The sequence below is a fragment of the Leptospira congkakensis genome (assembly GCF_004770265.1).
Lineage (GTDB): Bacteria > Spirochaetota > Leptospiria > Leptospirales > Leptospiraceae > Leptospira_A > Leptospira_A congkakensis.
In genome coordinates this window covers 558759-577748 of the sequence record NZ_RQGQ01000016.1, presented here as the reverse complement: position 1 = coordinate 577748, position 18990 = coordinate 558759, and the positions used below count along the sequence as shown (strand labels likewise).

Here is an 18990-nt window from a genome sequence, read left to right as displayed (position 1 = left end):
TGTAAGAGTAGAGAGTTACATTATAAAAGTGGCATGATTCGATTTCTTGTGTCCATTTTGTTTCTTTTTGTAACCACTACCCTAGCTGCTGATGAAGTAGGGATCATTAGTTTCATCCAAGGAACAAACTACCTATCAGGGCCACGGTTTAAAAAGGCAAAAGAACCTGTAAAGTTAGGTAGTATCCTAAAAAAGGGAGATACAATCACTACAGAAAATGGCACTTGTGAAATCCAATTGGCCACCCAAGCCACAGTGCGTCTTGCCAAGTTCTCCTCCGTCCAAATCGAAGACCTACTCAATCCAAAATCTAAATCCACAACTTTGAAACTAGTTGGGGGAAAGTTATTTGTAAAAGCCCACAAACCTGCAGCGGGAGTTCCTAGCCCAAACCAACTCAGTGTGGTCAATCCTAGTTTTGTGGCCGGTGTTCGTGGAACCGAATTTTTGGCTGCGGCCCCTGATGTTGGGGGAGCCGATGAAGAACTTAGTGCCGTCGAAACAGGTGTTTATGTCAACGAAGGAACAGTTGCTGTAAGTCCTGACAAAAAAGGAAAACAAACCCTTGTGGCTGCCAACGAAGAAGTTGTGGTTTCGGGAAAAGAATTAAAAAAACAAATTTTGGATGAATTTGTAAAAGATAAAATGCGCATCTTCGAAGAGTTCAAAGCCATCAAAGAAGAAAATTACCAACGAATCAAAGAACAATATGAAAAGAACGACCAACTCATGAACGATTACAAAGGACAAGGGAAGGTAGACTAACCATGAAACATTTTTTAATTCTCTCTACAATCATCTCGCTTTCTCTCTTTTCCTCGGATAAGATAGGAAAGGTTCCTGTTTATAAAATTGTTGTAGAAGCGATTTCAACAAATGAAGAAACTTTGGCCCTTCGTGATTTCATTAAAGAAGAAATCCAATCCACTTCGAGAGGAATGATCGCTCTACCGTTAAAAGGATCCGAAAACAATATTTGGGAATTTGACAAAGATGGAAATCCCTCTCCCAAAACACTTACCAGTTTAGCAAACTTCATAAACACTGACAAAGTTTTGTTAGTTTCTACAGAAGATGGACAAGCGGTCATTTCTTTTGTGGATGTCCTCCACCAAAAACTAGAATATCGAAATTCTTTACCAGATAGCCTTTCCAAAACTTTGGTTTCAGACTTCCTGGGATTTTTGGATAAAAAAAATATCTACTTAGCTCTTTCTGAAACTGGAACTGGAGCCAATGCTTCTCTCAAAATCAATTCACTCAAACCTACTTATATTGCAGGCGAACCCATCCGATTTGAAATTGAATCTGCCGAAGACAATTATGTTTACGTAGTTTTAGTTCCAGAAAACCAAAAGGGAGAACCAGTTTTACTTTTCCCAAACCAAATCCAAAACGACAACTTTGTTCGGAAAGGAGATCGGGTTACAATTCCTGACAAACGGATTACTTTCAAAGCAGCATCTTCACCTTCCAAAGACAGGATTCGCGCCTTTGCTTCACGAGAAGAATGGAAAGAATTTCAACTCAGGAGCATAAAAGAAGATTCCTTCTATAGACTATTACCACCAGCTGTCACTGGAACCAAAGCCACTCATAGATCCATGATGGTAGTGGCCAATAGCCTCACTGCACCGATCGAACAAAGTCCAGTAATGGAGTGGGAATACCAAATTCTCTCTCGATAATTTCTTGCAAAATCACCTCATACCTTTTTGATCAAAGGTATGAGAACTTTTATCCTTAAATCCATAACCGTCCTAAGTCTCAGCACCCTCTTTACTTGTTCACTCTTTGAAAAAGAAGACAACAAAAAAGAAGATATGTTCACAGCCCTTTTGCTTTCTGTTTGGACTTACAACCAAGCTGCTGGTTGTTCTGGACCTAAGTCTGGATTTACCATTTGTATTCCCAAGGGAATCGCGGAGTAATCCATGAAAAAGTTAATCTACAGTTTATTATTTTTGGGTGTGAGTGTTCAATTTACTGATTTTAACAAACTCGCTCGTTTGGACAGAGACAAACACCTCTCTCTCCTTTTCAGCGAAGCCATCCATCTCGGGATCGGTACTGAAAAACTTTGGTCTGCCACAAGTGCTGACAACTGGGGTTTTGTCCGTCAATCTGCCACTTGGGCTCGCGGAAATTCTGGTATCATTGACTCTCTTATCTTGGCATTAAAAAATGTTGGTTACTTCAATAATCCTGACACAGCTAGGACGGATGTACTTACAAATGTAAACTTAAGTGGATTTGGATCAGCTACCCTCACTGTCAAAATCAATACACCATCGACAAACATAAGTTCTACTGCATATACAGGAACAAAATCTTTCAAACATTTTATGGAGATTAAAAAAACGGGTGCTTCCGTTCCTTCCTTACAATTGTTTTTCGATGACCCAAATACTACACTTGGCAACAACGGAGCCCTTGTTTATTATAAACTTGTAGATTTTGGAAATCCCCAATTTGCCAATGTTGGTGATGTCATCACGGAAAGTTATACAGGAAACGATTCTATTTATGGTACCAAATTCCAAACCTATACATGGAGGAATGGCCCCGAAAACGCAGCTTGGATCAGCAAACATGGTCGAGTAGTTTTAACTGAGGTGGATGCGGGAAGGCAACTCTGTTTTCGTTCTGTCGTAAGATTGACTTTTACCAAACTCAAAGCCGTCAATCCAGCGGGTTCCGCTGCCCTCGACAATTTAAAAACCGCATGTAACGCGGCCCAAGGAACTGGTTCCAGTGATCAAATCTACTATGCCCTTGCTTATATGCAAAAGTTTGACTCTCCTTTCCAAACCACAGCCAAAGCTACCTTTACCATGAGCACAGCAAGGCCAGAGTCCATCTGTAACCTTTCTACATCCCTTTTTCCAGGGGCACAACTGTCCTACGGGATTTTTAATATCAATGGTTATGTGACAGACCAACTAACAGCTGCAGCCGTTCCAACAGACTACCCAAGTCCAACAGTAGGGGGTGCCGATTTTATGTCTGTGGATGAAGCGTTCAATCGAACCTATGTAGCTTTTGGTGCCAGCATTGCTAGTCAAACCCTACTGGGAACTGTCAAACAATACGAAACCACTTCTAAAGCATTTTTGGATGCTTTTGATGGTTCTGACCAAAACCTAACCTTTAAATAAGGTTAGGAGTCCTCTTCTAATTGTTTCGATAAATAGCGTTGGAGAGAATGGAGCCAGTCAGGGCAATCATCTCCAACCGCACATAAGAATCCTTTTCTTGAAATTGGTAGGTGGCTTTGTTGGTGTCAGGGGTTACTTGCAAAACTTCGCCCTTTTGTCCAATAAAACGAATTTCTAAATACCTTTCTTTCGAATTCAATTCGATCGTATTATTTTTTGTTACTTCAATCCTTGGAACTTTTGGATCCTCAGCACCTTGAAAGAATTTTTTAACACAATAGAAAGATCCTGAATGTAAGGCTTCTAGAACAGAAGCCTGATTCGTTTTGCCCTCAGCAGTGACAATGTATCTTAAGAAACTTTCCCCTTTGCGGCCTCTTTGGTTTCCCAAAGTTTGAATGATATCTTTCCAAGCAGGTTGATCAAATCTTTTGATGGAAGTCTCAGGAAAATAATGTAAGTCATCACTTGCCATACAGTGGATATTTCGCCCTTGGCTAAGAAGTGTATCTAAAATTTTGGTTTCATCACCAAATGGAGAATATACTTCAACAGCTTGAAATCCACCGATCGAAGAGATCTCTTCTCTGGAAAAAGAATCAAATAGTTTAGGATGAGGTACAATCACATACCCACCTAATTTTTTCATACGATCCATAACCCAGTTAAGATTTTCACGAGAAGCATACACTGGAAAATAATCATAAAAAGACTTTTTGATTCCTACTGCCAGAAGATGACGTTTTTTTAAATTTTGTCCCCATTCAAATCCGCGAATGTAGTTTGGATTTTCTGTTTCAGAAACTTGTCCGTAATCTGTAATGGCTACGTTTGCAAATCCTTCTTTTTTGTACTCTGATTGGATCTCGGAAACACTGTGCCTTTCGGGTGTGAACCAAACCTCATTAGAATGTGTATGTAAGGAAATTTTTTCCTGCCCTTCTCCAGACCAATTTTGGTATGGATTGAAAAGGTTCGAACCTTGGAAAGCATCTGAAGGTAGTTCTATTGATTTTCTAAGGAGTAATACAACTGCTAGTTGGTAAACAACCAAAATTCCAAGTAGGGAAAACAATACTAACACATACCGATACTTCCATAAGGAAGGAGAGTCTATCATCTGCCTATCTGTGGCTACGATGGGCCCAGGAACATTGAAAAGCATAGATAAACCTTATATTTCTTTTTTTCCATTTTGATTCCAGATTTGTTACAAAATGAATACAAAACTAAAGATTCTTTTCTGCTTTGACAAACTAGATGGGGTTTTCTGTCTTTGAGACTGTGAAATTCTTATCTGTTCATCGCACCTTTATTTTCCTGATTGGCGTTTTGATTTTTTTTCTATTCTATGGGAACTCTTCCCCCCTTGTAGACCAAGACGAAGCTGCTTATGCAGGGTTTTCTCGTTCCATGATGGAAACAGGAGATTATTTGAGTATGGACTTCCCTTACTCCACTCCGCATAGAAAACCACCGTTACATTTTTGGATTACTTCTTCTTTATTTCGTGTTTTGGGTGCCTCCGAGTGGGTTTTACGTCTTTTCCCAGCACTTTGTATTTTAGGGACTTGTTTACTTACATACCATTTAACAAACATTATGTATGGTTCGAGAACAGCTCTTTATGCGTTTAGCATTCTAAGTTTTTCCTTATACTTTCCTTTGAACGGGAAAATTGCACTTGTGGATTCTCTTTTAGTATTTTTTGGAATGTTGGGATTTGTTTCTCTTTACCACTGGATCAAATTCAACAAAAAACGTTTTGTCTTTTTATTCTGGCTTTCTGTAAGTTTGGGAATTCTTGTCAAAGGTCCACCCATACTTATTTTTCTCGGAGGCACTTGTCTGCTTCTTCTTAGCGTAAATCAAATCAGATCACAAATTTGGAAACTCAATCCATTTCTCTGGTTACCAATCGCCCTCCTCCCACTTTTTTATTGGGGTTATCTTTCTTGGCAAAAAGACAATGGAGAACTGATACGTTGGATGTTGGATTGGTATATCTTTCGTCGAGCTACCGATCCAGTGTTTGGACAATCAGGACCACCTGGCACCTATCTTCTATTATTTCTTGTGACAATTTTTCCATGGACTAGAATTTACCTTTCCTTTCTTTACGAAAACGGATGGAAATTAATCGCACTTTTAAAAACGGGCGGACTTACCATTTCAAAACATCTTTTTCCTTGGAACTGGAAAGAAGAAAATTATACTTTTACTCCAAAAAGATTTTTGTTACTTGGGCTTGTATTCTCTTGGATCTTTTATGAAGGACTAGCAAGTAAACTTCCCTCCTATCCACTATCTGCTTATCCAATTCTTGCCATCCTTCTCGGTGACCAACTCGCAAGAAAACACAACCAAATTTATATGTATCGAATCTACTTAACTGTTGCATTGTTAATGATCGCAGTTTTATCTTTTGTGATATTACCTAAATTTTCAGAAATGAGAACCGATTCCAAAAAGGCCGCGCAGCGTATCCAATCAATCGTATCAAAAGATGAAACCTTATACTCATTTGGTGCTCACGGGATTCCCAGTTTTGCATTTTATTATCATAAACCGATCCAAGAAATCACTTGGGAAGAACTTTCGAAAATAGAAGGTTACATCCTTGTTTCCGAATCTGATTTCCAAGTTTGGAAAGGGCTGGGTCTTAAATGGGAAGGTCTCGGTGAAACTCTATCTGTCTACGCCTATGATAGAAACAAAAAGTTAAACCTAAGGCTTGTAAAGGCAACAAAACCCTAGTCTAAAAAACGTTTTTTGATATTTGGTGAGGGAATCATACAGGCATCTGCTTTCCCAAACCAGTTATATCGATGTTTGGCGATCCATCGGTAAATGAAATTTCGAAAAATACGAGGAACAAACAAAAACCCATAAAATAAAAACCAGGGGAACTTTAACTCACGAACCAATTGCAAAATCGCATCGGATTCCAAATACAATTCCCCTTCTTTCCAATAAAGAATGCTATCGGGAAGGTTAGGAATTTTGTCTTTGGGGATCAGGGAAAAAAAAGTTTCGGAGCCAATCGCCGAAAAATATAAATTTTCTTTTTGGTTTCTCTTCAAAAGAAACTGAACTGAGCCCATACACAAGTGGCAAACTCCATCAAAGAAAACAATTTTACTTTTTTCAGGTGGCATCCTTTTCCTCTACCACCAAACTGGTGAAGATCCAATTGAAATCGAGTCTAAATCATTAGAGGCCATCATGTTTCCTGAATTTCATTCTGAAAATCTTCCTAAAAAAGAATCTGCCATTTTAGAAAAAATGGAGTCCAACAAAGAATTTATCAAAACTCTATTAAAGATAGAAAAACCAACATTTCAAAACTTTGTAAAACCTTACCAAAGAATCCAAACAGAACTAGGAGACCTTGTCACTGAAATCTCTCATCTCAACTCTGTTAAAAACAATGAAGAAAGCCAAACGATCTATAGCCGGCTATTACCGGTCCTCAGCGAGTATTATACGGACCTTGGACAAAACGAAGACATATTTTCCTCTTTTTTGAAAATTCAAACCTCGGAAAAAAATCTTAAACCCGAAGCATCCAAAGTTTTAGAAAACGAAATTCGTGATTTCCGATTGTCTGGCGTGGGCCTCGATAAAGAAACAAAAGATTCACTCAAACAACTTCTCATTCGTTTGTCAGACCTCTCCAACCAATTTTCACAAAATGTTTTAAATGCAACCAATGCCTTTGCACTTTACCTTTCCGAAGAGGAAGTAAAAGGCCTTCCCGAAAGCGAAAAAAACTCCGCAAAACAAGAAGACGGCACCTATAAATTCACATTACATTTTCCATCTTACATTGCTTATATGACTTATGGCGAAAACAGAGAGATCCGAAAAAAACTCTACGACGGTTATTGCACAAGAGCACCAGAAAATGGAAAATTGATGGAGGAAATTTTAGAACTCCGCGACAAAGAAGCAAAACTACTTGGATACCCTACTTTTTCTCATTTGAGTTTGGCTACAAAAGTGGCAGACACTCCAGAACAAGTAATCGAATTTTTAGACCATCTTGCGATAAAAGCAAAACCCATCGCCTTACAAGAACTAAATGAAATCAAAAATTTTGCTAAAAAATTAGGACAAACAGATCTCGAACCTTGGGATCTTACCTTCTATTCTGAAAAATTAAAAAAAGAATCCTTTTCTTATGATGAAGAAATCTATCGCCCATACTTAGAAAAAGAAACTGTCATAAACGGCACTTTTGTATTCCTTCAAAAACTACTAGGTGTTGTATTCAAACAAGTAAACACTCCCGTTTGGGAACCCTCTGTCCTTTGTTATGATCTAGTAGTAGAAGGGGAAACCAGATCTCGTTTGTATTTAGATTTAGAAGTGCGATCCGAAAAAAAAGGTGGTGCTTGGATGCACAATTGGAAACCACATTTCCAGGATGAAACTGGGAAAACAGAACTTCCAGTTGCCTTCGTAGTTGCTAGTTTTCCAAAAGCCACAAACACACAACCTTCCCTACTCAGACCAAGTGATGTGGTTACCCTCTTTCATGAACTAGGTCATGCCCTCCACCACCTACTCTCTCGTGTGAACGAAGCGTTTGTCAGTGGAGTGAACGGAGTGGAATGGGATGCAGTAGAATTCCCTTCTCAGTTTTTAGAAAACTTTGCTTATGAACCAAAGGTATTAGAACTATTTGCCAAACACTACGAAACAAAAGAACCAATTCCCAATTCTTATATTGAAACTATGGTGAAAGCCAAAAACTTTTTGTCCGCGATGGGAGTGGTCAGGCAGTTAGAATTTGCTAAGTTCGATATGTTGATCCATAAGGAAAAACCAAACGAAGCGAGAGTGCAGGAAATTTTAGACCAAGTGAGAAAAGAGGTATCTGTTTTTTCACCACCATCTTACAACAAGTTCCAAAATTCCTTCACCCATATTTTTGCCGGCGGGTATGCAGCGGGATACTATTCTTATAAATGGGCTGAGTTACTTTCAGCAAATGCCTATTACTCGTTTGTGGATCGTGGAGTGTTTGACTTAGATCATGCTGCGCATTTTAGAAAAACCGTTTTAGAAAAAGGTGGTTCTGGAAATGCAATGGACCTTTTCCGAGATTTTTATGGAAAAGATCCTGATATTGATGCTTTGTTAAGATTAAACGGAATTGCCGCTTAACAACTGTATTGATTTAGTAATCACTTCTTTGGAATCGGTGGACTTGATGAGTTTTCGAGTTTTCCGATTTTTGTCTAAAACATAAATATAGGTAGAGTGGTCAAAACTTTGGCCATCTTCCGTTTTTTCCACATAAGCTGCGTATTGTTTTAGAATTTGATTGGTTGTGTCCTGCGAAAAAGAAAGCCCGATGGATTGTTCTAGATAAAACCTTACGTATTTGGTAGTTGTTTCGGGGGAATCACGAACTGGATCCACAGAAATAAAAACCACTTTGAATTTTGTTTTTTCTTCATCGGTTAAGGGTTCTATGGCAGTTTTGATTTTTGCGAGCGTGTTAGGACAAAAGTCAGGGCAATAGGTATACCCAAAAAATACAAGTAACACTGGCTCCTGCATCGATTTGAATGAAATAGAATGTCCCGCTTTGTCAACGGCTTCAATATTCCCACCAATCGGTAGTTCGGTGAATTCAAATCCAGAACCACATCCAAACGAAAAAACACAAAAAAGTAATCCTAAAAATACTTTTTGAATCATAATGATCTTTCCTCCACAATCACAGTTCGTTTTTCTCCATTAGAAAACTGAATTTCTAATTTTAAATTATCCGATTGTTTTATTTTACCGTATAACATCAAATGTTTGCTAGACCTTGTGAGTAAAATGGTTTCAGAGGCTTTCATAGGAATCGGATATTCTATCTTACGCATACGGGCGATTTGTAATGTATTGTCCACTGTTGTTTCATGAAATTCAACCGACTGATACATATCACTGACTATCGTTTGGATTTCTACAGAGTTGGCAAAAGGATTTCTAATTTCACCGTATACGGCAGCAGTTTTTGCTACATCAGGGCTAGGAGTCATCCAAAGTTGGATCGCTTCTGTAGGTTTGTGACAGAAAACAAACAAATTGACTTGAATTAGTAACAGAAATCCTGCATTTGTTATATTTATCTTTCGTAACAAGAGAACCTCGATGAGAATATTAATCAAATGGGTGATTGCCATCACTCTCATTCTATCTTCATTTCTAGTATCCACTTACAACTGGTCTACCGGCGAATACAATTATGATTCCACTCGCAAATTCGAAAATTTCGATGCCTTTTATCAAAACGAACTGAGTATCAGTGCCAAAGAAAATACAAGACCCAACAACGAAGAATTACTCGTCCGAGTTTCGGAAGAAAAAACTCCAATTGTCATCGTTTACATCCACGGATTTGGAGCCAGTCGTGGCGAAGGGGAAGAAGTCACAAACAAACTTACAGAATACTTTGGTGCCAATACTTATTACTTACGTTTACCAGGACATGGAACCAATCCAGAAGATCACCTAAATACAGGATTTCAAAACTACCTACAAGATGCAGAAGATAGTTTGATTTATGCAAGAGAACTTGGTGAAAAGACCGTAGTGATAGGAACAAGTATGGGTGGAAACATTGCTTCCTATTTAGCGGCAAAACATCCGGATTTAGTCGACTCTTTAATCCTTGCTTCACCTTTTTACGATTTTGATGACCCAAGTGCTCATATCTTCCGATTCCATTGGGGAAAATCTTTTATCAATGCAATCAAAGGAGAGATGCGTATTTCAAAAACGGATCCTAAAGACGAGTCAGCTAAGTATTGGTATTTGGATCAATATTTTGGAGCCATTCAAAATATTCTAAATCTAAAAAGATTTGTAGATAAAGACAATCCTTACCCAAGAATTGTATCTCCCACCTTACTCATGTACTACTATAAATCAGAAAGAGAACATGATTTTGTTGCATCGGTTCCTGCAATGTTAAAAGTTTATGATTTGATTCAGTCTGGATCTAATCCAAACCCAAAAAACAAACTTTTAAAAATTGAAAATGGTTCCCATGTATTACTTTCTAAGTATGTGAAAACAGATAAAGAACTCATAGAAAAGGAAGTCATTCAGTTTATCAAAGATAGCACAGGCGCCGAAGAAGCTCCTAAAACAAAATCAAAGAAACCCAAACGATAACAAAATCGTTTCGTAAAGTTCATCGATGGATATTGGTTTGGAACGAACCAGTATCCCTTCGTTGTCCAACTCCTCAGAATCCAATCCATCCATATTTCCCGTATACAAAACAGCAGAAAGATTAGGGTTTAATTGTTTGATTTTACGTATTAGGTTTAACCCATTCATTTCGCGCATCCGATAGTCTGATAAAATAAAATCTGGGGCTCGCAATTTTAATGTTTCCAATGCAATGGACGCACTTCGAAAAACCTTTGGAGTTACATTTTTTTGTGATAATACAAAACAAATGGCTTCACTTGCCGCTTCATCATCCTCTACAATCCAGATTTCTTTTTTCGAAATTTCAGCCCAGACATCTTTTGGATCACTACTGACAGTGGACTTGGAGATCCCTGGAACCGTTTGTCCTTCTTCCAAAGGAAGGAAAATATTGATGATCACCGTCATTGGTTCTGGTTTTTCTATATAAAACTCCCCTCCCCAGTTTTTCACATACCGATTGATTAGATGCATTCCTGCCCACTGGAACTCTTCATCCCCAAAATTCACAAAGTCAAGGGTATTCAGTCCCGAAAGACTTGGTAAAGAAAGACCTGTAAATTCAATAGAAACCAAAAGTTTAAATTCATCGGCAGGCAGAGTTTGGATCCGAACCATTCCCCGTTTGCGATCATCCCAAACAAGAAGGCCTCCAGAAGTTAACTCACAAAGAATTTTTGAAAACCGAACCGCATCCAATTTGGTATAAAGGGGAGATTTATGAAAATCAAATTGTGCTTCCACATTTTTTGGTAAACCTGCATTCACAAGTGGGATAGAAGATTCAACAACCGATGAAATTTCCATCTTAGTTGCATAATTCTCATCTTTTACCTTAGAGTATTTGATGATTCTATGTATCATCGAACGAGCGTTATCTGCACCCATTCTAATTTTCCCTAAATACTCCAAAATACGAATTTTGTCAAAATTACCTGATTGAATCTCCTCCTCACCCAACTGAGAGAATACATGAATTGGTTGCAGGTAATTATTTAAGTCGTGGGCAATGTTTGTCGCCAAACTTCCAATAGTTTCCATTTTCTGTGAATGTAACTGATAAGACTCTAATTGTTTTTTCTCAGTGACATCATCCAAAAACACATAATAAAAATCCGGTTTCCCTTGTGAGTTTCGAAAGGCACTGATTCGGCGATACACATTGATCCTTCTGCCATCCTTTCTTGTAAGCCTTGACTCTTCTGCTCCTTCCTTAAAAAAACCAAAATATTCCATTTCTTCTTCGGAGATGGTTTCTCCCTTAATCCGTTTGATATTCAAATCCGTTAAGTTCTGAAAACTGTATCCAGTGATTTCTGTAAAACGAGGGTTAACTCGAAAATATCCACCTTCCCAATCTTGTAATGCCATCCCGACCGAAGCATTCTCAAAAAGCCCGAGAAAAAATTGGATCTGTTCCACAATGTTGATTTCATTTGTTTTTTCATTAGTGACATCGCGGACGAAAACAATTTGTAAATCCGAATCCATATTAGGAATGTTTACTTTTTTCTTTTCGAATTGAAACCAACGAACAAGAACTTCATTCGGCATACGAAATCGATAATCCCCGGAAATGGTATCGCGATCAAAATGTTTGTTCGGAGAAAGAAACTGCTCTCGAAAATTAACTTTGTCTTCTTCCGCAACCCAGGTCAAAAGTTCGGACTCCAAACACTCCTCAATGGTTTTGTGACAACCCAAATTGTTTTTAAAAAAATCGTTCGAAAATAAAATCTGACCGGTTTTTGGATCTGTTAAATACACACCACCGGAAAATAGGTTGGGCAAGACCTTAAAGAATTCTATCATTCCGCTTGCTTCTAGATTCGTTTGCATAACTCTTGCCTTAAGAGGGAAATATGCCATCCAATCCGTTTTCTTTTCAAGCACCTATTGCTTTTTTTAATTTAGGACCATGGGAGATTGCACTCATTGTCTTCTTAGCGTTACTTTTTTTTGGTGGAAAACGCCTTCCAAGCCTTGCAAAAGATTTGGGTTCCGGAATCAAAGAATTTCGTAAATCACTCACAGGCCAGGAAGACGAACCATCCCAAACTAGTTTCCCACAAGAAGAACCAAAGTCAGCTTCCACGGGTGCTACCAAATCTGCGAAAAAGAAAAAAGCATAAGACTTAAACCTTGGCCGGGAAAAAAAGAACCGCACTTCCGCTACCAGAGGATTCTGAAACCAGGGAAAAATACATGTCCCTGGGGGATCATTTAGAAGAACTCCGCCTAAGACTTATCTATTCCATTTTAGTCGTGTCTGTTTTTATGATTGGCACGTTATATTTTGGGAGTGAGATCCATTCCTTTCTCATCCAACCGTATAAGTCCGTTTTGGGTCCGGATGCTCATTTTTTCCAGATCCAATTGATGGCGCCGTTTCTGATTTATCTCAAAACATCGTTTATCTTATCTGTTCTTGTTTCTTTACCATTTTTGTTGTACATCCTTTGGGGGTTCATTGCTCCGGCTGTGGACACAAGGACAGAAAAATGGGGAAAGTTCATCATCCTATTTTCCACCCTACTCTTTTGGTCAGGACTTGCTCTTTGTTGGTTTACCGTCTTTGAAAACTTTCTAAGGGTTTTTCTTGTGGTGCTTAGGCCAGACGGAGTGGATCCCTATTTACCGATTGACGAATATTATGATTTGTTTTTTAATTTGCACCTAGTGTTTGGTGCTTCTTTTCAATTACCAATTGTTCTCATCTTACTTGGTAGAATAGGAATCCTTTCTTCTCGTTTTCTGATTTCCAGATGGAGAGAGGCAGTTCTAATCATCGCTGTTGTATCAGCCGTTTTATCTCCAGGCCCAGATGTTTTTTCTATGTTAATGTTACTTGTTCCTCTTAGTTTTCTATTCTTTCTTTCTGCAATCATTATGAAAGTATTGGAAACAACAGATCGCAAATGAGTTATCGAGTCAAACTTCCCGTACTCCTAGGTGTCATTAGTTTTCTTTTCTTTTTTATTCATTTTTTATTTGCAGAATTCACCTTCACACACTGGCAAAATCCAAAAGGAGAAAATGCTCTTAACTTTAATTTAGTTGGGATTTATTCTTCATTCGTATTTGCACTGTTAATTGGATTTTTATCCTATTATTTTTTGGGTTTTTTATACCAATACGTTCTCCATGTCATTGCTCATATCCAAGACAACGAACTTCCCAAAGACATTCGAAACCTAAACCAAGAATCAGAAGAATACAAAATTTACAAATCTGTTCGATTTACTCTTCTCCAAGGAGATGAAAGTCTCGGCGAAGAACAATTCGAAAACAAATTTGATTGGAAAACCAACCAAGCCGCTTCCGTTAACAAACAAATCCCTGACATTCATATCCCGAAAATCACTGGATTCGATGTTTCGGTCTTTCCATCTGTCATGCGTTATGCGGGAGCGGACTATATCCGGATTGTTAGAGCAAAAGATGGAATATTTGGAATCCTTGCAGGACATATGGAACCAGGGATTTTAGAATCTTCGGAAAAGGTTTTTATTCATGGAATTATCTCTTCTTTTGGAGATGGACTTTTTACTACCGAAGAAATTTTAGAGAAACTAAAATCTGCCCTCCACCAATTTACGTTTTTAAAATTAAAAATCTCGGCTTTTGGGATCCAAAACAGAGAAGATAAAATGTCTTTTTTACACTATATGGACATGCCCATCTTTCAATTTTCTGAGCATGGGATCCAAGTGATTGAAGGGAGTGGTGATGACCATTGGTATCCGAACCACAAACACCCACTCTCTATAGCAGATGGAATCGAAATTGGAGATTATTTGGTTTGGGCAAGTGATAGAACTCTCACTCAGTTCGGACTCACTTCTTTTGAAATTATGGAAGAGTTTGTAGATTATCTTTTGGATTTAAAACCAAGTTCCTCTAGACAGATGTTACTTGCGATTGCCAAAAAGATGGGTGCATTAGGCGCAGAAAGAAATCTCACTAACCCAATGGAAAAACTTTCGATCTTAGTCGTTCGACGAAACAAGTAAACGAATTGTATGGCGCAGTAAGTCCAACTTCCCCCAATCGCCGTGACCAGGAACCACTACTTCTGCATCTGGATAACGAGACAATACCCTCCTCACAGAATTTGGCCATTCATTCAAATCGGCTTCCTTTACATATCCAAGATCTTTTGCATCCAGTGCCTTGACGAGACATCCTCCAAAGAGGATATGAGTTTCAGGAAGCCAAACCACAATATTGTCAGCGGAATGTCCGTGGCCTGGAAAAAAAACTTCTATTGACTGATTTCCGGCAGGTAACCTTGTTTGAATGTCTAGGATCGGATTTGTTTTTCCAAACCCTCTTTCCTTAGCCAATTTCGCCGTTAAGGAAGTACTATACACAGGGATGTTTCTTTTTTGGAAAAGGGGAACTCCCGCCATACGGTCGTCATGTGCATGTGTCACAATTAAAAACAAAATTTCCTTTTGGAACCGGACTTGAACCTCAGAAAATAATTCTTCTGTTTGAGATTCTGTCCAAGGAGTGTCCACCACCACAGCTCCTTTGTTTGTCAGAACCACAAGGCCATTAGCAGAATACACTTGCCCACCAAATTCCCCAAAACTGCGATGGATCCAAACCGTCTCTTTGATTTTGATCCATTCCAGACTTGCGGAATGCTGACTGGCCGAAGTAGGATTTTGTTGGATGGGAGAAGGAGAATTGGATTCCGAATTTTTTTGCAACTGACAATGAACGAATGAAAACCCAATAAAAAAGATCAAAACTTGAGTCCCCATCCAAGGTGAGAGAGAGGTAAAATTAAGCCTGTTTCTTAATTGATCGAAGTCCATGATAAACTAACCTCTATATAAACAAAAACCTATCCAAAAGATAGGTTTTAAATCGTTTCTCTAGATTCAAAATTCAAATCTAGAGATTGTCATTTGAACTTTAAGCAATTTTTTCGATATCGCCTTTTAGAATGGTGATGGGTGCATCTTTTTTGAGAACCGTTTCATCTGTCACAACCACTTCCAAAACATCTTTACGCGAAGGAATTTGGAACATGAGTTCCATCATAATTTCTTCTACGATGGCTCGAAGTCCACGAGCCCCACTTTCACGTTTGATAGCAGTTTGGGCAATGGCTTCTATAGCAGATTCTGTGAACTTGAGTTTTACATTCTCGATATCAAACATCTTTTGGTATTGTTTGAGAAGGGAATTTTTTGGTTCTGTAAAAATAGATTTCAAACTATCGATGGTTAGTTCATCGAGTGTGGCAATGATCGGAAGTCGTCCAATGAATTCTGGAATCAGACCAAATTTCATAAGGTCATCAGGGATCACGTGATGAACCACAGATTCCCCTTCTTCAATTTTTCTACCTTTATCATTAACAATTTCAGTGGAATGAAAACCAATTGATTTTACACCAACTCGTTGTTTGATGATGTCACTAAGACCCACAAACGCTCCCCCACAAATGAAGAGGATGTTTTTGGTTTCTACAGGAATGTATTCTTGGTGTGGGTGTTTACGTCCCCCCTGTGGTGGCACATTGGCTACAGTTCCTTCAATGATTTTGAGTAGAGCCTGTTGTACACCTTCCCCACTCACATCGCGAGTGATGGAAGCAGAATCCGACTTACGGGAAATTTTATCAATTTCGTCGATATAGATGATTCCCATCTCAGCACGTTTGACATCATTGTCTGCATTTTGAATGAGTTTGAGGATGATGTTTTCCACATCTTCTCCCACATACCCAGCTTCTGTAAGAGCCGTTGCATCTACGATAGCAAAAGGAACTTTTAGAATACGAGCAAGAGTTTGGGCAAGAAGAGTTTTTCCAGAACCCGTAGGACCAATGAGCATGATATTGGATTTTTCCAATTCCACGTCACCCGCCTTACGTTCGTTATGGAAGATTCTTTTGTAGTGATTGTAAACAGCAACAGACAAAGCTTTTTTGGCTTGTTCTTGTCCAATCACATACTGGTCTAAGATTTTTTTGATTTCGGTTGGTTTCGGAATGTCACCAACAATGGCAGTTTTTTCACCACCTTGCGGCTCTTCTGCGATGATTTCATTACATAAGGAAATGCACTCATCACAGATATAAACACCAGGACCAGCGACAAGCCTTCTTACTTCGTCCTGGGCCTTTCCGCAGAAAGAACAATGTAATTTTTCTCTGGAATTACCCGTTTGGCTTGGACGTTTGGTCATGATTTTAGCCCCTCGATTAAGCTTGTGGCATCTGTTTGCGTTCTTGGATGACGTTGTCGATGATGCCGTATTCTTTGGCTTCTTCGGCACTCATAAAGAAATTTCTTTCTGTGTCTTTTCTGACTTGGTCAGAAGATTTTCCAGTATGTCTTCCATAAAGATCGATGAGTTTGTCCTTGATCTTTATGATTTCTTTAGCAGAGATTTCGATATCCGAAGCTTGTCCGCCTGCACCACCGTAAGGTTGGTGTAACATAATTCTAGAGTTAGGAAGTGCAGAACGTTTTCCTTTGGCACCACCTGCAAGAAGAAGGGCCGCCATTGACGACGCTTGTCCAATACAAAGTGTTCTTACCTCAGGTTTGATGAGTTGCATGGTATCGTAAATGGCAAGGCCAGAACTCACATACCCACCAGGGCTATTGATGTAGAGATAAATGTCACGGTCAGGGTTCTCAGCCTCCAAAAACAAAAGCTGTGCCGAGATGACATTGGCATAGGTTTCGTCGATGGCAGATCCAAGGAAAATGATCCGGTCTTTCAAAAGCCGTGAAAAAATGTCGTATTGGCGTTCGCCACGGCTTGTTTGTTCGATTACATAAGGCATGAGTGTAGACATAGTTTACTCTTCTTTCCCGCTGAGAATTTTCTCTGCTTCTTCCGTTGAAATAGTCTTAGGCGACTTCTTTTCTACCTCAGCGTATACAAACTCGTCGATTTTATCAAACAGGAATTTGTCACGGTAGAAGGTTTCCGCCTTTTGTTTTTGGACTTCTTTTTTCAGAGTTTCGGCAGTAATTCCTTGCTGAGTTGCCTCTTTTTCGTATCCGGCCTCCACTTCTTCGTCAGAAATCTGGATTTTGTGGTCTTCCGCAATTTTCTGCTTCAAAATGTAGGTTTGGATGCGTTTTTCAGCAGCTTTGGAGAAAGATTCGCGAACTTCTTTTTCTTCCTTGTTCAATCGTTTTGCGTAGTCTGCAAGGGAAGAAACGGGAAGGCCAAATTCACGCATAAAGTTTTGGAAAACGGTTTCTGTTTCTTCGTAAATCAAAGACTCAGGAATGATGAATTTAGATTCTTTGATGATTTCGTTATAAGCATCATCTGTTGCACGTTTAGTAAGTGCGTTCCCAAAAATCTCAAGTAATTGTTTTTTGGTTTTTTCCTTTAACTCTTGCAAGTTGGCAGATCCATCCACTTCTGATGCAAAGTCATCGTTGATTTCAGGGTAAGTCACTTTGTAAACTGCAGAAACGGTTACAGTGTAAACGATAGTTTTTCCAGCAGATTCAGGAGATTGTGGATAAGAGTCCGGGTATGTAAAAGAGAACTCTTTGGTTTCGTTTAGTTTCATCCCAAGCAGGTTGGATTCAAAACCAGGAGGGTTTTGAGGAGCACCCATTTGGAATTTTCCGACTTGGCCTTGTTCCGGGTATTCTTTGTCGGTTTCTTTAAACTTATAATTGATTTCTAAAAGATCTGCAGATTCAACAGGTTCTCCCTCTTCTTTCAAAGAGTTACGAGCCATATTTTTTTGGATCCCTTCCAATTCTTTTTGAATGTCCGCGTCAGAAATTTTAATTTCTTTTGGTTGGATTTTGATCTTCTTTAACTTTGGTAAGGTGACTTCTGGTTTGGTGTCGTAAGTTGCTTTGGCTTTGGCACCAGTATTTTTGTCAAAAGTTTCCATTTGGAACTGTGGCAAACGAATTGGTTTATGTTCCAATTTGTCGAATAAATCCGCCATTGCTTGGTTCAGCATAATGTTGGCAGCATCATCCATAACGGAGTCGCCGAGAACCTTTTCGACCATATTCAGCGGTGCTTTTCCGGGGCGAAAACCGGGGATTTTTACTTTTTCGGATGCATTTTTGTAAGCCTTAGAGTAGGCAGTGCGGACTTCTTCAGCGGTAAATTGAATGCTGAGGTCACAAGTTGCGTTATTATTTTTTTTAGCCGTAAATTCCATCGTATTATATCCAGTGTAAATAAAGAGAGTGTAGTGGAAAGAAAAAGAAGCGTACCTTCATTAGCGGGAAACGGGACTTGAACCCGCGACCCTCTCCTTGGCAAGGAGATGCTCTACCGCTGAGCTATTCCCGCAGAAGGTTTGTGAAACCATCATTTGGAATCTGGACAAATCGGCAAGAAAAAAAGAGCCAAATCCTCCCTCTCTTTCCTCTTAAGACGAACCATCTTTGTTTGGTTTGCGAATCGTTTATACGATCCCATGACAAACTTTAAAGAAATCCGTGGAGAAATGTCACAAATCACAAAGCTTATGTGAAAAATCTATGAACCAATTTTTTGATGTTTGTTTATCTATCTCCAATCCAACGAAACAAATTTTGTAATGAACAAATCAAACTTCATCATAATGATTAGTTTTTAGTTTTGTAAG

General features: G+C 38.9%; 19 protein-coding genes and 1 tRNA gene. 10 read left to right on the top strand and 10 right to left on the bottom strand.

All coding sequences use genetic code 11. The features are described from left to right. The first annotated feature begins 48 nt into the window (after positions 1-48). From EHQ70_RS13045 to EHQ70_RS13030, 4 genes are read left to right on the top strand one after another with little or no spacing between them, the layout of a single operon-like run. Complete coding sequence (locus EHQ70_RS13045) at positions 49-765, top strand: FecR domain-containing protein (RefSeq protein ID WP_135587232.1); 717 nt, start codon at positions 49-51, stop codon at positions 763-765. Between the two features lie 2 nt (positions 766-767). Then, the gene (locus EHQ70_RS13040) at positions 768-1688 is read left to right on the top strand and encodes a DUF4384 domain-containing protein (RefSeq protein WP_135587014.1); all 921 of its coding nucleotides are present in this window, start codon (positions 768-770) and stop codon (positions 1686-1688) included. Between the two features lie 39 nt (positions 1689-1727). Continuing rightward, the gene (locus EHQ70_RS13035; RefSeq protein WP_135587013.1) at positions 1728-1931 is read left to right on the top strand and encodes a hypothetical protein; all 204 of its coding nucleotides are present in this window, start codon (positions 1728-1730) and stop codon (positions 1929-1931) included. 3 nt (positions 1932-1934) lie between these two features. Next, positions 1935-3158: an LIC_12337 family protein gene (locus EHQ70_RS13030; protein ID WP_135587012.1), complete on the top strand. Its 1224-nt coding sequence runs from the start codon at positions 1935-1937 to the stop codon at positions 3156-3158. A gap of 16 nt (positions 3159-3174) precedes the next feature. Here the strand turns inward: EHQ70_RS13030 and EHQ70_RS13025 are convergent, their stop codons facing one another. After that, positions 3175-4323 carry a phosphoesterase gene (locus tag EHQ70_RS13025; RefSeq protein WP_135587011.1) on the bottom strand — a complete coding sequence of 383 codons (1149 nt, stop codon included), beginning with the start codon at positions 4321-4323 and terminating at the stop codon, positions 3175-3177. Positions 4324-4442: 119 nt separating this feature from the next. Between EHQ70_RS13025 and EHQ70_RS13020 the strand changes: the two genes are divergently transcribed. Further along, a complete protein-coding gene (locus EHQ70_RS13020; RefSeq protein ID WP_244288334.1) occupies positions 4443-5915 on the top strand; it encodes an ArnT family glycosyltransferase in 1473 nt (490 codons plus the stop codon). On the opposite strand, the gene EHQ70_RS13015 is transcribed toward EHQ70_RS13020, so the two are convergent. Continuing rightward, positions 5912-6316: a thiol-disulfide oxidoreductase DCC family protein gene (locus EHQ70_RS13015; RefSeq protein WP_135587009.1), complete on the bottom strand. Its 405-nt coding sequence runs from the start codon at positions 6314-6316 to the stop codon at positions 5912-5914. The genes EHQ70_RS13020 and EHQ70_RS13015 overlap by 4 nt on opposite strands. Before the next feature lie 67 nt (positions 6317-6383). Between EHQ70_RS13015 and EHQ70_RS13010 the strand changes: the two genes are divergently transcribed. Next, positions 6384-8330, top strand: a complete 1947-nt coding sequence (locus EHQ70_RS13010; protein ID WP_135587008.1) for a M3 family metallopeptidase — start codon at positions 6384-6386, stop codon at positions 8328-8330. Here EHQ70_RS13010 and EHQ70_RS13005 read toward each other — a convergent pair. Further along, a complete protein-coding gene (locus tag EHQ70_RS13005; protein ID WP_135587007.1) occupies positions 8310-8870 on the bottom strand; it encodes an SCO family protein in 561 nt (186 codons plus the stop codon). The genes EHQ70_RS13010 and EHQ70_RS13005 overlap by 21 nt on opposite strands. Further along, entirely contained in the window at positions 8867-9304 is a 438-nt protein-coding gene (locus EHQ70_RS13000; RefSeq protein ID WP_244288333.1) for a copper chaperone PCu(A)C, read from the bottom strand. Before EHQ70_RS13000 ends, EHQ70_RS13005 begins: the two co-directional genes overlap by 4 nt. Positions 9305-9314: 10 nt before the next feature. On the opposite strand from EHQ70_RS13000, the gene EHQ70_RS12995 reads away from it, so the two are divergent. Next, a complete protein-coding gene (locus tag EHQ70_RS12995) occupies positions 9315-10340 on the top strand; it encodes an alpha/beta hydrolase (protein ID WP_135587004.1) in 1026 nt (341 codons plus the stop codon). Here the strand turns inward: EHQ70_RS12995 and EHQ70_RS12990 are convergent. Beyond that, on the bottom strand, positions 10320-12221 hold the full coding sequence (locus tag EHQ70_RS12990; RefSeq protein ID WP_135587003.1) for a hybrid sensor histidine kinase/response regulator: 1902 nt from the start codon (positions 12219-12221) through the stop codon (positions 10320-10322). The genes EHQ70_RS12995 and EHQ70_RS12990 overlap by 21 nt on opposite strands. A 23-nt stretch (positions 12222-12244) precedes the next feature. On the opposite strand from EHQ70_RS12990, the gene EHQ70_RS12985 reads away from it, so the two are divergent. The 3 genes from EHQ70_RS12985 to rktP all read left to right on the top strand — a co-directional run bounded on the left by EHQ70_RS12985 (position 12245) and on the right by rktP (position 14395). Further along, the gene (locus tag EHQ70_RS12985; protein ID WP_135587002.1) at positions 12245-12514 is read left to right on the top strand and encodes a Sec-independent protein translocase subunit TatA/TatB; all 270 of its coding nucleotides are present in this window, start codon (positions 12245-12247) and stop codon (positions 12512-12514) included. Positions 12515-12587: 73 nt separating this feature from the next. After that, on the top strand, positions 12588-13304 hold the full coding sequence (tatC, locus tag EHQ70_RS12980) for a twin-arginine translocase subunit TatC (protein ID WP_135587230.1): 717 nt from the start codon (positions 12588-12590) through the stop codon (positions 13302-13304). Continuing rightward, positions 13301-14395: an Arg-Lys translocation region protein phosphatase RktP gene (gene rktP, locus EHQ70_RS12975; RefSeq protein ID WP_135587000.1), complete on the top strand. Its 1095-nt coding sequence runs from the start codon at positions 13301-13303 to the stop codon at positions 14393-14395. The genes tatC and rktP overlap by 4 nt, the downstream gene beginning before the upstream one ends. Here the strand turns inward: rktP and bla are convergent. From bla to EHQ70_RS12950, 5 genes are all read right to left on the bottom strand, one after another. Next, positions 14372-15208, bottom strand: coding sequence for a subclass B1 metallo-beta-lactamase (gene bla / locus EHQ70_RS12970; protein WP_135586999.1), 837 nt, complete (start codon positions 15206-15208; stop codon positions 14372-14374). The two genes, rktP and bla, sit on opposite strands and share 24 nt — an antisense overlap. A gap of 100 nt (positions 15209-15308) precedes the next feature. Further along, on the bottom strand, positions 15309-16589 hold the full coding sequence (clpX, locus tag EHQ70_RS12965) for an ATP-dependent Clp protease ATP-binding subunit ClpX (protein WP_135586998.1): 1281 nt from the start codon (positions 16587-16589) through the stop codon (positions 15309-15311). A gap of 16 nt (positions 16590-16605) precedes the next feature. Beyond that, positions 16606-17208 carry an ATP-dependent Clp endopeptidase proteolytic subunit ClpP gene (gene clpP / locus EHQ70_RS12960; protein ID WP_100716517.1) on the bottom strand — a complete coding sequence of 201 codons (603 nt, stop codon included), beginning with the start codon at positions 17206-17208 and terminating at the stop codon, positions 16606-16608. Positions 17209-17211: 3 nt separating this feature from the next. Beyond that, positions 17212-18558: a trigger factor gene (gene tig, locus EHQ70_RS12955; RefSeq protein ID WP_135586997.1), complete on the bottom strand. Its 1347-nt coding sequence runs from the start codon at positions 18556-18558 to the stop codon at positions 17212-17214. Positions 18559-18620: 62 nt separating this feature from the next. After that, positions 18621-18692: transfer RNA gene (locus EHQ70_RS12950), tRNA-Gly, on the bottom strand. Positions 18693-18990: the final 298 nt, after the last annotated feature.

Excerpts from the sequence above, each read along its gene's own strand:
- EHQ70_RS13040 (WP_135587014.1), top strand. The coding sequence starts at position 768 with ATGAAACATTTTTTAATTCTCTCTACAATCATCTCGCTTTCTCTCTTT.
- EHQ70_RS13035 (WP_135587013.1), top strand. The coding sequence starts at position 1,728 with ATGAGAACTTTTATCCTTAAATCCATAACCGTCCTAAGTCTCAGCACC.
- EHQ70_RS13030 (WP_135587012.1), top strand. The coding sequence starts at position 1,935 with ATGAAAAAGTTAATCTACAGTTTATTATTTTTGGGTGTGAGTGTTCAA.
- EHQ70_RS13025 (WP_135587011.1), bottom strand. The coding sequence starts at position 4,323 with ATGCTTTTCAATGTTCCTGGGCCCATCGTAGCCACAGATAGGCAGATG.
- EHQ70_RS13015 (WP_135587009.1), bottom strand. The coding sequence starts at position 6,316 with ATGCCACCTGAAAAAAGTAAAATTGTTTTCTTTGATGGAGTTTGCCAC.
- EHQ70_RS13010 (WP_135587008.1), top strand. The coding sequence starts at position 6,384 with ATGTTTCCTGAATTTCATTCTGAAAATCTTCCTAAAAAAGAATCTGCC.
- EHQ70_RS13005 (WP_135587007.1), bottom strand. The coding sequence starts at position 8,870 with ATGATTCAAAAAGTATTTTTAGGATTACTTTTTTGTGTTTTTTCGTTT.
- EHQ70_RS12995 (WP_135587004.1), top strand. The coding sequence starts at position 9,315 with ATGAGAATATTAATCAAATGGGTGATTGCCATCACTCTCATTCTATCT.
- EHQ70_RS12990 (WP_135587003.1), bottom strand. The coding sequence starts at position 12,221 with ATGCAAACGAATCTAGAAGCAAGCGGAATGATAGAATTCTTTAAGGTC.
- EHQ70_RS12985 (WP_135587002.1), top strand. The coding sequence starts at position 12,245 with ATGCCATCCAATCCGTTTTCTTTTCAAGCACCTATTGCTTTTTTTAAT.
- tatC (WP_135587230.1), top strand. The coding sequence starts at position 12,588 with ATGTCCCTGGGGGATCATTTAGAAGAACTCCGCCTAAGACTTATCTAT.
- rktP (WP_135587000.1), top strand. The coding sequence starts at position 13,301 with ATGAGTTATCGAGTCAAACTTCCCGTACTCCTAGGTGTCATTAGTTTT.
- bla (WP_135586999.1), bottom strand. The coding sequence starts at position 15,208 with ATGGACTTCGATCAATTAAGAAACAGGCTTAATTTTACCTCTCTCTCA.
- clpX (WP_135586998.1), bottom strand. The coding sequence starts at position 16,589 with ATGACCAAACGTCCAAGCCAAACGGGTAATTCCAGAGAAAAATTACAT.
- clpP (WP_100716517.1), bottom strand. The coding sequence starts at position 17,208 with ATGTCTACACTCATGCCTTATGTAATCGAACAAACAAGCCGTGGCGAA.
- tig (WP_135586997.1), bottom strand. The coding sequence starts at position 18,558 with ATGGAATTTACGGCTAAAAAAAATAATAACGCAACTTGTGACCTCAGC.